Source organism: Acidilobus sp. 7A (assembly GCF_003431325.1).
Classification (GTDB): domain Archaea; phylum Thermoproteota; class Thermoprotei_A; order Sulfolobales; family Acidilobaceae; genus Acidilobus.
Window position 1 is genome coordinate 67,769 of record NZ_CP010515.1, and the last position, 13,370, is coordinate 81,138.

A 13,370-nucleotide genomic window follows, 5' to 3' on the forward strand; every position below is an offset into this window, starting at 1 on the left:
GGAGGGTTATATTAGGGTTTCTTAATATAGAGAAAAGTCCGCTTTGGGCGTCGGATGCAGGGCTGCGGCTTTAGCCCGGGACCTCGCCGTGAGTCTGACCTCCTCCCCGCCCTGAAGGGTAAGGGTTCCCTTAGGGCGGCTCACTGGTTCGCGGCTTACAGCCCTCACCTTCATCACCTCACGGCTAGTGGGTGCGGTAAGCGCCCACCCCGCTCCGCTCGTCCAGCGGTAGGCCGCGGGCTGGGCCTTCAGCCCTTTACCCCTATCCCTCGCCAGGGGTTGCCCCATCCCCTGGGTCCCAGGGACTTGGGGATATGTAAGATGTTTATAGCAGCGTTCAGGTCGGCGTTTATGACCTTCCCTGTGCGGGGACACCTGAACAGGCCACGCCTAATTCGCCCACCCTCGTGGGCCTCCCCGCACAGGGAGCAGGTCCTGGAGGTGTTGGCCTCACTTACCTTAACAACTTTAATTCCCAGCTCCTCGCCTACCTCCTCAAGGCGCCTGATAACATAGCTGTAGTTCCAGAAGTTCACGGTGAGCTTGTTGCCGTGATCCCTAGAGATCTCTTTAGGGTAGCCTACGACAACTTCACCCACGCCCTTCCCCTTCAGCTCCTCCATTACCCTCCTGGCCATGCTATTTAACGCGTGCCTCAGGAACCTCCTCCTTTTGTCGTAGAGCAGCCTGAGCCCCCTGCTCCCCCTCTGCCCGTGCCTTGCCAGGACCTTCTGGGCCCTGGCTATCCTCTTGCTGTAACTCTCGTACTGGGAGAGGACGCCGCCGCCCTTGAAGAGGTACCAGGTGCCGTCCTCAACGTAAACCGTGGCTAAGTTAACGATCCCTAGGTCGATGGAGGCCCTAAGCCTGTCCTCTGTCCTCGCGTTGTTCTCAACTTCAACTGGAATAAAGGCGTACCAGGCCCTCCTGGCCTCGTCATAAAATATCTCCAGCCTGCCCTGCTTCCCACGCCACTTGAGCCTCCCCTTAAACCCCAGGGCCAGACCAAAGTCCTTGAGGTAAATGACCCTCCTGCCCTCGTCCACCTCATAGCGGTCGTTCCTAATCAAAACTGTCAGCCTGTACTTCCCGCCCTCGCCCTTCCAGTAGCCTGGAGGCCTCAGCCTGAGCCACCTCGGCAGCCTCCCCTCCTTTTTCTCCTTAACTAAGGAGAAGAAGCCCCTCCAGGCCTCTGCGTTCTTCCTGGCGACCTGTTGCGCGTTAACCTTCAGCACGTGCTTGTACTTTTCATACACCTCTTTTTCTGTCCTGTTGAAATCTATCCTTCTCCCCTCCTTGAACTGCTGCGCCCTCAGCCAGTTCACCTCGTTCCAGCACTTAGCTGTGGCTATGGCAAGCTCCCTCAGCCTCTCACGCGTCCCCTTGTCAACTACCAGCTTGACCACGTTAGCTCTTCTCATGCCTACACCTCCTGTACTCCTCGATGAGCCTTGTTATCACGTCGTCGTAGGTCTCCCTGGGGTGAACCTTCAGCCTGTTCAGCTCCTCCTTTGTCTCCTTCCTGACCCTTATGGGCTCAGTGACGGGCACTCTCGCACCAACTACAGAAGTAGCAAACAGTAGCTTAAAAGCCTTAACCCCGCCCCTGGAAGGGGCGGGGCTTGCCTCTCGCTTCTGTCACTCTCTCAGCTCCCTCAGCGCCTCCCCCAGGGCCTCAACGTCCTCCTCCCTGTTGGGGAAGTGGACAGAGGCCCTCATCCCCCAGACCCCAGCGGCCCCCCTCGCCGTTATCACTACCCCTCTCGCTGCCAGCCTTCTCACGACGTCCTGGGCCTGCCTTATGCTGTCGCCCAGCCTGAAGAGCACTATGCCTGAGGCCTTCGACTGCTCGGGCGGGCTGAGCACGTCAGCCCTAAGGTCCTCAAGCGCCTCCACAAGGGCCCTCCTCAGCCTCATCACCTGGGCCTCCACGCCCTCTATGCTCACCTCGTTTATCAGCGAGGCGGCCGAGGCGGCCGCCCTGAAGGGCATAACTGGTATGAAGCCGCCGTACTCGAACTTGAGGGGTGAGTCGGCCTTAAACGGGTCAACGTAGAACGGCGCCTTGTTGGGGTCGAGCCAGTAGGCGTCCCAGTCCCTCACGGGGGCGTTGGAGTACCCGGGCCTCGGGGGCTGGAGCTCCTCAACTGCCCTCCTGCTCACGCACATGCCGCCCAGGCCGAAGGGGGAGAGGAGCCACTTCTGCGTGCCGAAGGCCACGAAGTCCGCCCTGTCAAGGCCCCTCGGCCTCAGCGCCCCGGCCTGCTGAATGGCGTCAACTACCACGTAGGCCTCAGCCTCGTGGGCCACCTTGGCGAACTCCTCAACGTCAAGCCTCGCCCCGCTGACCCAGATGACTGAGCTCATCAGGAGGGCCCTGGTCCTCCTGTCAACAACCTCGTAGAGCCTCTCAGGCTCGTAGTCGCCGTCCTGGGACCTCACTACCCTGACCTCAACCCCCCTGGCCCTGAGCCTGTAGGCCTCCGCGTGAAAGAGGGGGAAGTCCATGTCAAGTATCACTGCGTTGTCCCCCCTCTGGAAGGGTATGGAGTCAACGGCCTCCTGCACCGCTGAGGTGGTGCTGGTGCCCGTGAAGACCACCTGCTCAGGGCTGCAGCCCAGGAGGGGGCGAGCTGGGCCCTGGCCTCCTCCTTGGCGGCCCCAACGGCCTCCGGGGAGGACGCGGCCTCGGGCGAGGACTCCACCGCGTCAAGAACTGACCTGACGGCGCCTACAGCCCTCAGGGGAGGGACGCCAACTGCCGCCCAGTTTAGGTAGTGCCTTGACCTCAGGGAGGGGAACTCGGCCTCGTACGTGGGGCTCACCGGGCTCACGTGCCATGGGGAAGCTAAAAGCTGCTACGTAAACGGGCGTTGAATGCCTCTTGCCTGTAGAGGGCGCCCGCTGTGAGCTCCTTGTCCAGGGCACTATAGTAGGCACGGCCGTGCTTGGGGTCGTGGGAAATTGCTCCTCGAGGCGCTAAGGCTTGCCCAGAGGTGGTCCCTCAGCTGACCTCCTCCCCGCCCTAAAGGGCGAGGGCTCCCTCAGGGTGGTTCATAGGTTTGCGGCTTACCGCCCTCACCTTCACAGCCTCATGGCTAGCGGGTTTTACCCCACCCCGCTCCGCTCGTCCAGCGGTAGGCCGCGGGCTGGGCCTTCAGCCCTTACCCCTACCCCTCGCCAGGGGTTGCCCTCGACCCCTCCCAGCTCCCAGGGACTCGGGGATATGCAGGGCCCCTATTGGGGCATCCCCTTGCGGGGACACCATTTGTTCTGTGCAACTTTAAGTGCTCAGAGGTTTTATGTTTTACCCCACCCTTCCAGGGGCGGGGCTTGCCTCTCGCTTCTGTCAGGCAGGGTAGCAGAGGTGCGGGCCAGCTGAGGGGCCTGGTACCCGTGGTAAGCGCAATGGTGGCACAGCCGAGCGTGAGGAGGCTCCACAAGGCCTCCCTCACGGCCCCCTCGCTCTGCCTGGCTAGAGGACCTGCTGGGCTCAAGCCAGGACCCGAAGGAGGCGGCTGTGCTGTCAAAGATCGACGACGCCGTGAGGGACCTGATGATAGTCTTCTCCGCAATACTGTGCTCGGCGGTGCTCAGCGAGGACTACCTTCACGCAGAGGGCGCTTAGAACGGGGGCCTCGGCTCCTAGGGCTCAGGGCCCCTCTCGGGCGGCCCAGCCAGGTCGGCCGCCTGGGCTGACAGCACGCTTGCGCGTATTGCTTAGGAAAAGCGACGCAGCTGGAGGGGCCGCACTCAGCTGTAGTACACTATGGTGACTGTCGCTGTGGTGCTGCTGTTAGCGTTGTTCCCAATAGCTACCATCACCGTGCCTGGGGCCACTGGGAAGAACACTATGCCGCCCCTCCCAACCTGTATCTTGCCACTGTCATAAGTCCAGCCCCTATTAGGCGAGTGCCAGCTCGAGGGCGGGCTGTACGTGCCTGAGATCTCCACGTAGGTGTTTGATGGGGAAGAGACTATGACCTCTATGTACCCAGCGCATTGGATGTTAAAATTGAAGTCATAGGCTGAGCTAGGCGGCTCGCTTACCGTCTGATTGCTAACAAGGGTCGTCTCGTTCTCAAGGTGCAAGAGAAACTCCTCAAAGATCGCGCGGTTCCACCCCTCATATGAATAATTAGCCCACCTTTGCACTGTTGACGCCGTAGAGCTGTAATCGTAGTAAAACCCTAGTGCTGACAAAGCAGCAATAGCGAATAACACCATAAAGGCTATGGCTACCCACTTCCAGGCAGAGGTCTCCACCCCGCGTCCCCCGTTTTTACATCGGGCTCCTTCATATAAACGCTAAGCATAACGGGCCTGACGCAGGTCCTGTCGTTTTCCGTAAGCTTGTGTAAAACGAACTCAGCTCACGCGGTCCCTCGAGGGCGCGGCCTCGCTGAGGCCGTGTAACGCATTTACGTCCTGGAGGCCAGAGAAGAGCTAGGGACTGGAGGCCTCGGCCCCTTGCCTCGTGACGCAAGCCGTAAAAGAGTTGAGGGCCAGGACTAGGGAGGGTTGTTGTGGTGGTTACTGAGGTGAGACTGTGAACTTCAGGGTTCTGCTAGCTATCATCATTGTGGTCGCCGCCTTCGCCGGCCTTTATCTCGCGTTCACCTACAGGCAGCCCCAGCGCGTCCCAGGGGGCCTCACCAACGCCTCCGCCGCGGCCCAGAACTCCACTGTGCTGGGCTACGCGGAGAAGGTCCTGGCCGAGGCGAGGGAGCTCTACGAGAACGCAGTGGAGACGAACAGGAGCTACCTGGTAAGCGTGGACAACTTCTCCGAAGAGCTCATACTTAACTCCACGTTCATAAATGGCAGCGTTATGGCCGTAGGCCACAGGCTGTACAAGTACGTTATCCTGCAGCTTTACTATCAGCCTGAGAACTTCAGCTACACCCCCCACGAGGTCCAGGTTGACGGCGTAAAGGCTGTCCTCCTCCCGAGGCCGGAGAACGTGACTTACACTGGCGGGCAGGAGTACCGCTACCTGGTGACCTACGAGGGCAGGACCTACAGCGTGACGCTGTTCTTTGTGGGCCCCATGTTCTCCAGCTACTACGTCTGGGCTTCAACCCAGCAGGTGGGAAACCTGTACGTCGTCCAGGTCTGGGCCTCAAGGGAGCTCAGCTGCGGAGGGTGCGGCAGCATACTTTGGCTTGTGCTCGCTAACGACACCCTGACGTAGCTGTGTGGCACAGCTGAGCTAACGCCCTGAGCACCCCTGTCGCTGAGCAGCTTACTCCATGGCTGGCCTGCCCTGGCCCCGCTCGGGCTCTATGACGACAGCTGTCCCATAGGCTATGATCTCGTCCATGTACTCGCTTATCTCGTTCGAGTCCAGCCAGAAGCTGATAACGGCGTTGGCCCCGAGCTCCCTGGCGTGCGCGGCCATCCTCTCTATGGCCTGCTGCCTCGCCTGCTCCGCCAGCTCCGTGAACTCCTTTATTTCTCCCCCGGCGAGAGCCCTGAGGCCGGCCAGGAACCTGCCTCCGAAGCCCCTTGACCTCACTGTCACCCCGAGGGCCACCCCGAGGACCCTGACGACCCTGTAGCCGGCCACGTAGGGAGCTGTAGTAACTATTATGTCGCCCTCCCTTATGGCCATGAGCTCACCGCGCTTCCAGCGTGGGCCCAGCTAAAAGCTGTTTTTCTCTACATGGGAAGGTCCCTCAGCCCCCGAATGCCTTCCCTATGAGGGGCTCAGAGGGGCAGTAGCCCCTGTCCGTCTTCACTATCCACGAGGAGTCCATGAGCTGGGTGAGGTAGTTGCTCAGCTCGGAGTCGCTGACCCTGGCCCCCTCGCTGGCCTCGAGGGCCCTCCTGATCTCTGACCAGGCGGCGCACCTGGCTATAGTCCTCATTATTGCGAGGTACCTCTCCCTCGCCACGTACCTTGTCCTCAGGAAGCTCTCGAACTCCTCCCTTATGAGGCCAAGGGCCGTCCTCAGCGTCCTCTCAAGGGCCCTGCCGAGGTCCCTGCCCTGGCCGTAGTAGTAGCCGAAGTAGGTGAGCCAGCCCGGTATGCCGCCAATCGCGTCGTAGACAGTGTCGTACTTCCTGAACTCCACCCCCAGCTCGCTGAGGCCTAGCCTGAGGAACTGCTCTGCCATCTCCCTGCTAAACGGCTTGAGCTCCACCTCGTTCATTGCCCTCCCGTAGAGGGGCGACCTGGGGTCCTCTACGCCCAGGTACCTGTAGAGGAGGCCCATCTTTGAGCCGCTGAGCACAACCCTGACCCTCCTGAGGTTGTCAAAGGAGTAGGCGAGGGCGGGCAGCAGGTTGGCCCCCCTCATGTTTATGAGCTCCTGGGCCTCGTCAATAACAAATACCACCCTGTCCTCTGCCCAGTCGTTGAGGGCCTCGAACAGCGACGATATGGTGACCCTCTTCCGCCCTCCCCACCTGAGCCTCACGCCGCCCCCCATGACCTCAACCCCCTCGACCCTCCTGAGGAGCTCCAGGAGGCCGGGGAACCTGCTGGTGAGCCTGTTGACCTCCCTCTCGAGCTCGACCACGAGGTCCCTGTAGGAGGCGAAGCCCTTCTCCTCGAACTTCCTGAGGTCCACGTATATGTAGGGCAGGCCGAGCTCGTTAAGGGATATCATGATAACTGAGGACTTGCCAGTCCTCCTGAGGCCCAGCGCAAGTGTTATGGGGGACGAGAGCGACTTGACAAAACGAAAGGCAAGCCTCGCCCCTTCCAGGGGCGGGGTAAGGCATAAAGCCCCTGAGCACTTAAAGTTGCACGGGACAAATAGTGTCCCCGCAAGGGGATGCCCCAACAGGGGCCCTACATATCCCCAAGTCCCTGGGACCCAGGGGATGGGGGCAACCCCTGGCGAGGGATAGGGGTAAAGGGCTGAAGGCCCAGCCCGCGGCCTACCGCTGGACGAGCGGAGCGGGGTGGGTGCTTACCGCACCCACCAGCCGTGAGGTGATGAAGGTGAAGGCGGTAAGCCGCAAACCTATGAACCGCCCTGAGGGAGCCCTCGCCCTTTAGGGTGGGGAGGAGGTCAGCCTCTCTATCTCCGCCTCCCTGTCGAAGAAGTCCCTCCTAGAAGACTTAGGAGCGGGGTCAAACAGCAAGGCTTCTACCCCTGGAAGCTACTTCTACCCCTAGAAGTTATAAGCGCCCTGCAGCGTAAGGCGGCTCGTTGCCCCTGAGGCTGTCGTGCCCTTAAAGGTGGACAACACTCTAGGGCGCTCTCAAAGACCTTCATGATACGCTCTGCGACGTGAGCTTCGGCCTAAGCTCTATGTTTTTGTAATTTAATATAAAATTACACTAAAGCCCACTTATATTGGCGGCCCTCTCAGTATACAGGGACAGCTGACCCAGGGGATTAGAGTGGCTAGCTGCCAGTCCAGGTTTCCTAAGGTGAAGTACTGCGACGAGAGCTGGTGGCAGGACTTCTTCACCAAGGACCTGGCCGAGTTCTACGCCTCGCTCGAGGGGCTACTCAGTGCCAGGGATGCCTTAATTAACGAGCTTTCAGGGGACATGGCCCAGGTTCTTGCTGACCCACAGAGGAGGGACCTCGCGCTAAGGGTCCTGTTCGGAGGCCTTGACGAGGGCTGCCTTGAGAAGATAAGGCACTATCACCCTACATATGAGTGGGTTAAAGGTGTTGGCAGTATTGGCATAAGTAATGTTGATATTACGTCGTGTATCAGAGGTGGCAAGGCCGCGCACTTCTACAGGGAAGTGCTTGGGATAGGGCTTGCAGAACAGTTCGATGAGGATATGAAGATGCGCGGGGGACTCCTAAATCAATTAAAGACTATGAGCTTTGAGGAAATAAGTAAAGAAAAGCTAGGGATTTCAATAAAAGGGTATGATAAAACTATTATAATGAACGACTTATCTGAAATGAGGAAAATTGTTGGCAAAATCTACAACTACCTCAAGAAAAAGCAAGTTATACAGGTACAGCACGAGCAAGCGAATTATGGCCTGGATCTGGTCAAAGCCTTTGAGGACTTCCTAAATAAGAGCATCAAGCTACTGCCGCTCTACAACCCGTTCACGTTCTTCATACAGTCCTTACGCTCAACGCCAAGGCCTTACCTTAGCATCATGTACGGCGAGGAGCTGTTCAGCGACCCCGTCAGGAACTTAATGAGCAAATATGGTGTTGAGCTAACGAAGATATTAGACCCGGGCCTATACGTACAATCTAAGAACGACGAGCTAGCAATTATTGGACATAAAGATGGAAGCGTTGGTAAACTAATAGACGAGTTAGTGCAGAAAATCTATGATATAATATCTAAATTAAATAGTTATGGTTACCTTGTAAGTGATGAAGATGAATATAAGAAATACGTCAAGGCGAAGTATAACGAAGAGATATCGGCAGGTTACACGCTTGAGAAGCTGATGACAGAAGCGGATTTTGACTACAAAAAGTACTGTCAAGGAAGGGATATTGCAGTTGAAAGAGGCGTCGTCAAGACATATGAGCAAGTATTTGAGAGAGGCGAGTTCAAGATACGTGATGAAACAACCATAGGATATGAAAGGTTCTTAGAATTGTTCTCGCCATTATTGTTCCTCGGCATTGCCTGGATTGAGGGTGGTGAACTACACGTCGCGTGCCTAGGTGGTTGATGTGGCTCAGGAGGCTGAGGTTGTTGAGAAGGAGCTTAAGGAGCTTCCTGAAGAAGGCTATATACTGTACATTCTTCGCGTCCGCCGCCCTAAGGGCCTGGGCACATTATCGATACAGACAACACCAGGCAACGCAAGTTCCACTGCCATTAGTGAGGGCGAAGAGATCAGGATTAGGCTGGCCAGGGTTGGCGTCAGCTTTGAAAGGCCTGCTGACATCAAGCTCAGCCTTAACGCGGAGACGCCAAGCTTCTCAGCACCGAGGCAGTTACAGCTGGTGCCCGTTGTGGTTTCCTTCAACAGCGTTAGCCCAATATCGCTAAAGGTTGATGAGAGCGTTCCTGTCAATGTTGTGCCAAGAGCTAAGATATCGTTACAGCCAGTCACGGTCTCGTTCAGCAGGCCGAACGCTCTAAGCCTTCAGATTGACAGCAGCTATCACGTGCCGCAGAGGACCACCTACGAGCTTAAGCCGGTGTCAGTAACGTTTGCCCAGCCTGGGCAGGTGTCACTTGGGAACGTCAGCGATGAGGTGCGCGGCCTTGGCGTTACCCCAGCAAGCGCCACAGGGAGCGCCACAGAGTCAGCGGCGGCGCCCAGCCCCTACGAGCTGAGTGAGGGCGAGATAGGCGAGGTCGAGAGCGCCGTTGACAGGGCCCTGTTCGGCCTGGGCAGGCTCATGCCCGACAGGCCCCTGCTAATTATTGCAAGGCACGCCAAGGGCTTTGACTACATAGAGTTCCTCAAGAGGGCCCTCAGGGAGGTCTATAGGGTCAGGGTCGGGGGCCTGCCGGAGCCAAAGCACGTGAGCAGCGTCACCGACCTACAGCTGCTCATACCCGTTGAGGTCGGCGCCGGGGGAAGGCTCTTCGTAATAGACCTGGTCAGCGGCGATCTGGGCGGGCTACTGAAAAAGGGTGAGGTCAAAGGATCCTTGCAGGTCACTCTCTGTAGGATCAGGGACAGGCTAAGGGAGCTGTTCTCCCAGGGCTACGGCTTTATAGTGATCTACGGTGACCACTACGTACTTAGGGAGCTGTACTACGTACTCAGGATGCTGTTGTCCCAGGGCTACTGTGACCACTACGTAGACAGCCCTGTGAGCGGCGTCCAGGCCGAGGCCCCCCGCAAGGGCGCCCCTGAGAACTACCTGTTAACTACATGGAAATCGATAAGTCCTGAGACCTTAAAAGAGAGCCTCTACGTCCTGCTCGCTAACCTGATGTGGGGCAGGGTCAGCGAGCCGAAGATGGACTATGAGGACATAGGCAACTTCGACGGGCTCGTCGTCAGGCTTGAGGATGAGTACTGGAAGGCCCTCGAGGGCGCCCTTAAGGACTTCAACGTACAGGTCCTGGTCAGGCCCAGCGCTGAGGGCGATGAGGCAGGCCGCGAGTCCATGAGCCACTACCTGACCAAGGCCTTCGTTGTCAACTACCTGGTCAGCAGGCTGACAGAGGAGTTCAAGGGGAAGGGGGCCAGGGAGGACGAGGCGAGGCGGAAGGCGTTAGGCTGCGTCAGGACAGAGCACCAGCCGGGCGGCGCCAACGTCAGGTTCGACGTATATGTTAAAGATAAAGATGCTAACAGTGACTGCGGCTCCATGAGCGACCTGGTAGTTGAGGTTGAGACTCTCTACGGCACGGGCACGGCGCTCCACAAGGTCCTGGACACGATAGAGAGCAGGGTAAACGCGGGCGCAAGCAGGCTCTGGGTCGTCGTGCCGAACCCTCAGGCCGTCATTTACCTGCCGCAGCTGCTTAGGCTCGAGAGGTACGCCAGGGAGCGCTTCAAGGGCAGGGAGATAAGGTTCTACACCCTTGACGTAAAGGACGGCGCCCCGTCAGGCTGGTTGAAGTAGCGAGGAAGCTTCTGGACGAGTGGAGGAAGTTGAAGGGTGAGCCAGCGGGCGGCGCTGAGGAAGGCGTTACGCCAGCTCACTAACGTTCGCGTTTTCAGAGGTCGCTAACTTATAGGCCCTGGCCGGAGCTGTTTCAGTCATTGGTCAGAGCATGGCTGAGGGCGTTGGCCTCGCCTTTGAGGTTAAGGTCCACAGGGGGAGGCGCATAACAATACCTAAGGCGGTCGCTGACCTGCTTGGCATAGAAGAGGGCTCTAGGCTCAGGCTTCACGTCGAGGGCGACAGGATAGTCCTGGAGCCGGTCAGGGACGCCCTCTGGTTCGCAATGCACGGGCCCTAAGACATAGGAAACAGCTACGCCACCGCCAGAGGAAACTTCCTGAGGGCGTGAGGGTGCTGTGAGGCCGTTCCTGGGGTCATTGGCACGGCGCCGAGGGAGGGCGAGTTCAGGATGATCTCCCGCAGCACCTTAACGACGCAAGGTTTATAGGCTCTCTTTTACCATACAAGGAGCCTAGGTAAATAAAATGAGCGGAGACATTGGCATCGGCACGACTAGCGTGACTGGCTCAATTAGTATAACTGGCTCGAATACAACCGGCCCGATTAGCAGTATGACTTGCACTTATAATATTTATAATATTTATATACATATTTATATACAACAGCTGCTGTCTGTAGTAACCACCTCTGTTCCTTTAATTCTTTTGTCTGGAACTACCTCTGTTCCTTTGATCCCTCCCCAACCACAGCCATACCACTCGTCGTCCCCCTCAGCAGCATGGTTTGGTTCTTCGTAATCTTCTTGATGAACTTTACGACATCGTAATGATATCCCGTAAGGAATTCTCTTGGTCTAGTTCTAGTAAATAGTCTAGAGCCCTCTTTAGACAGAAAGGCGGCCTACATTTAGGCTATGAGGTGGGCTTAAGGGTTGATAGTCAATAATAAAGACTGGGCTGCTGAGTCCTGTCCTTGACTGCACGTCCTGCTTATCTCCTGACGCTCTCTGGCATGGCATTTGACACCGCAAGGGTCATGACGAAGTTTGGCCCGTTAACTATCCAGGGCCCTTAGATGTTGCTAGCGACGCTACCCAACACGTTGACCTCCTCAGGGGCTCAGCCCACAGAGCCTGCCGAGCAGAGCCGGTATATTCTCAACTGCCTGACAGCCCCATACAAGTCGCCGGTAATGCTCATGGCCATTATAACCTTACCTCTTTGTATGTCGGCGCCACGGTAAATGACCTCCTTATGTTGAGCTCCTTCACCACCTCCATCCTCAGCCTTAGGTCGGCCCGGGTCTTTATTGCCGTTCCAGTGACTTCGTCGTCTCACGAGGAGGTGCACCGACCACTTATCGACAGCAGCGCGCCTAACACTCATGAGCAATAGACCCTGCGCCTTACCATGGGGTCTGTTGTCAAGGTGTCCATGCCTTTATCCTATGACTAAGGCTCGCTCCTTGTTACTTCATGTTTATCCTGCTGCCCGTATAGCCTAAATCTATCTACACAGCGCTGCTAGGGATTATAATAAGGGTCCCCTTTAATCAAAATACTGATAAGGGTCGCTAGGATCGGCTTGGTATAGGTATTAACCCTCTTCTCTTGAGATAGCACTATGAAGTAAAAGCTGTGAAAAAGGCTGTTCTGTAGAACTTAAGCCTTCCTTTTATGGATCTATTTCCGGGCTCCATAATCTTTGAAATTCTTCACTTTTTATGTCTAGGTTATCTCGTACAAGCAAGTCATTGCCAAAGTAATCGCGTACCTTTAAGTGCTTCAACTCGCCTTCTAAGTTCAGCTCGTCTTTGGACCCCTCGCGCTCCTTCATTATAACTTCTAGATCTTCCAAGGTCTTCGTCTCTTCTGTATAAACATATAAACGGAAGTAAAGCTTACGAGGACCGCTCCGCGTAAATACAGAGAAGCCATCGCTAAATGAAGTCTCCAATACTTCTTCCACTTTAATCCCTGGTCCAGGGAACAGCGGTAGGTTCGGCGTTCTTAGACCGAGCGAGTGGATATTAAAGAAAGTTACTTCGAATAGATCTCTTTCTTTATTTGTGTAAAGGGAGTAATGACCCTTTAATTCTTCTTTCACATTAACCGAGGTAATCTCTACTGGTTGGTCATCGATTGTTTGCTTCTTGTAGATATATATCATTATTGCTATCTGTGTAGCAGGCTTAGACCCAATGTTTTTCAGCAAGATAGAGAACTTTGCGTTAGTAGATCCCACTTCGGAGGGTTCTAGCAGCGCTATCACAATAGGTTTCCTCTTTGACTCTATAACTTTATACACTTCTTCTATGGTCAACGGCCTTGTACTTGCGCCTTCTCGTATATAGGCTGATGTTTTATCTTCAAATTTGGGATAGTACAAGGCGTCGAAGCTCTTTTTAACGTATATCAGAATTAGCCATCCATCCTTGTTAAGAGCACAATCGCTTCTACAGTTGAACACCTTAACGGTGAGGAGGGGAGGAAGGATCGCCCTTGGAATGCTCCCTAAGTGACTAGTAGATATGATACCCTGTATATGTTGTTCAACTTCACTTGCTTTCTTCCATTTTGAAGGCCATTCTGTACATACGACCCGCTCTTCTTTCCTACTAGGATCATTCACCCCTAAGGCTAGAAGCCCCTCTCCCTCTTGTGTATTGAGGAAACCAACCACAGCTCTGAGCACTTCTTTATCAACATCACCTTTATCATCAAACTTCCCCTTGAACTCTATATACTGAGTCTCGCTGATGACGCGTAGTTTTTCGAGAGCCTCTTGGCATGTAAGCTCTTCTATTTGCTTACCAAATAATGAGCTTATTAGACTCTGCTGCCCTCCTGGCGTTGAACGATTAAAACTCATACCCTACGCCCTTTTT

The 13,370-nt window shown here is 56.0% G+C and carries 11 protein-coding genes and 3 pseudogenes; 5 read left to right on the forward strand and 9 right to left on the reverse strand.

The genetic code is table 11. The annotated features are described in order from the left end of the window. Positions 1-21 precede the first annotated feature (21 nt). The 6 genes and pseudogenes from SE86_RS00360 to SE86_RS00370 form a co-directional block, all read right to left on the reverse strand. Positions 22-1,421: pseudogene (locus tag SE86_RS00360) on the reverse strand (transposase). After that, entirely contained in the window at positions 1,408-1,551 is a 144-nt protein-coding gene (locus SE86_RS07945; RefSeq protein ID WP_158543049.1) for a hypothetical protein, read from the reverse strand. Before SE86_RS07945 ends, SE86_RS00360 begins: the two are co-directional and overlap by 14 nt. 87 nt (positions 1,552-1,638) lie before the next feature. Next, entirely contained in the window at positions 1,639-2,601 is a 963-nt protein-coding gene (locus tag SE86_RS00365; RefSeq protein ID WP_158543050.1) for an aminotransferase class V-fold PLP-dependent enzyme, read from the reverse strand. Further along, complete coding sequence (locus SE86_RS07870; protein ID WP_158543051.1) at positions 2,517-2,825, reverse strand: hypothetical protein; 309 nt, start codon at positions 2,823-2,825, stop codon at positions 2,517-2,519. Before SE86_RS07870 ends, SE86_RS00365 begins: the two co-directional genes overlap by 85 nt. Before the next feature lie 200 nt (positions 2,826-3,025). Beyond that, positions 3,026-3,232: pseudogene (locus SE86_RS08315) on the reverse strand (RNA-guided endonuclease TnpB family protein); the annotation flags it as partial. Positions 3,233-3,753: 521 nt separating this feature from the next. Beyond that, a complete protein-coding gene (locus tag SE86_RS00370; protein WP_117353742.1) occupies positions 3,754-4,092 on the reverse strand; it encodes a hypothetical protein in 339 nt (112 codons plus the stop codon). A 457-nt stretch (positions 4,093-4,549) separates the two neighbouring features. Between SE86_RS00370 and SE86_RS00375 the strand changes: the two genes are divergently transcribed. Continuing rightward, positions 4,550-5,194 (forward strand): hypothetical protein, encoded by a 645-nt coding sequence (locus SE86_RS00375; RefSeq protein ID WP_117353745.1) that lies wholly within the window; start codon positions 4,550-4,552, stop codon positions 5,192-5,194. Positions 5,195-5,245: 51 nt separating this feature from the next. On the opposite strand, the gene SE86_RS00380 is transcribed toward SE86_RS00375, so the two are convergent. Both SE86_RS00380 and SE86_RS00385 read right to left on the reverse strand, forming a co-directional pair. Next, positions 5,246-5,614, reverse strand: a complete 369-nt coding sequence (locus tag SE86_RS00380; RefSeq protein WP_117353747.1) for a heavy metal-binding domain-containing protein — start codon at positions 5,612-5,614, stop codon at positions 5,246-5,248. Between the two features lie 64 nt (positions 5,615-5,678). Continuing rightward, the gene (locus SE86_RS00385) at positions 5,679-6,791 is read right to left on the reverse strand and encodes an ATP-binding protein (protein ID WP_211096597.1); all 1,113 of its coding nucleotides are present in this window, start codon (positions 6,789-6,791) and stop codon (positions 5,679-5,681) included. 8 nt (positions 6,792-6,799) lie between these two features. Between SE86_RS00385 and SE86_RS08320 the strand changes: the two are divergent. The 4 genes and pseudogenes from SE86_RS08320 to SE86_RS00405 all read left to right on the forward strand — a co-directional run. Continuing rightward, a pseudogene (locus tag SE86_RS08320) lies at positions 6,800-7,009 on the forward strand (RNA-guided endonuclease TnpB family protein); the annotation flags it as partial. Positions 7,010-7,387: 378 nt separating this feature from the next. Continuing rightward, positions 7,388-8,620, forward strand: coding sequence for a hypothetical protein (locus SE86_RS00395; protein WP_148666719.1), 1,233 nt, complete (start codon positions 7,388-7,390; stop codon positions 8,618-8,620). A 1-nt stretch (position 8,621) separates the two neighbouring features. Beyond that, positions 8,622-10,481, forward strand: coding sequence for a hypothetical protein (locus tag SE86_RS00400; protein ID WP_148666720.1), 1,860 nt, complete (start codon positions 8,622-8,624; stop codon positions 10,479-10,481). A 151-nt stretch (positions 10,482-10,632) separates the two neighbouring features. Next, positions 10,633-10,821, forward strand: a complete 189-nt coding sequence (locus SE86_RS00405) for an AbrB/MazE/SpoVT family DNA-binding domain-containing protein (RefSeq protein WP_117353753.1) — start codon at positions 10,633-10,635, stop codon at positions 10,819-10,821. 1,336 nt (positions 10,822-12,157) lie between these two features. Here the strand turns inward: SE86_RS00405 and SE86_RS00415 are convergent. After that, entirely contained in the window at positions 12,158-13,354 is a 1,197-nt protein-coding gene (locus SE86_RS00415) for an ATP-binding protein (RefSeq protein ID WP_117353757.1), read from the reverse strand. Positions 13,355-13,370: the final 16 nt, after the last annotated feature.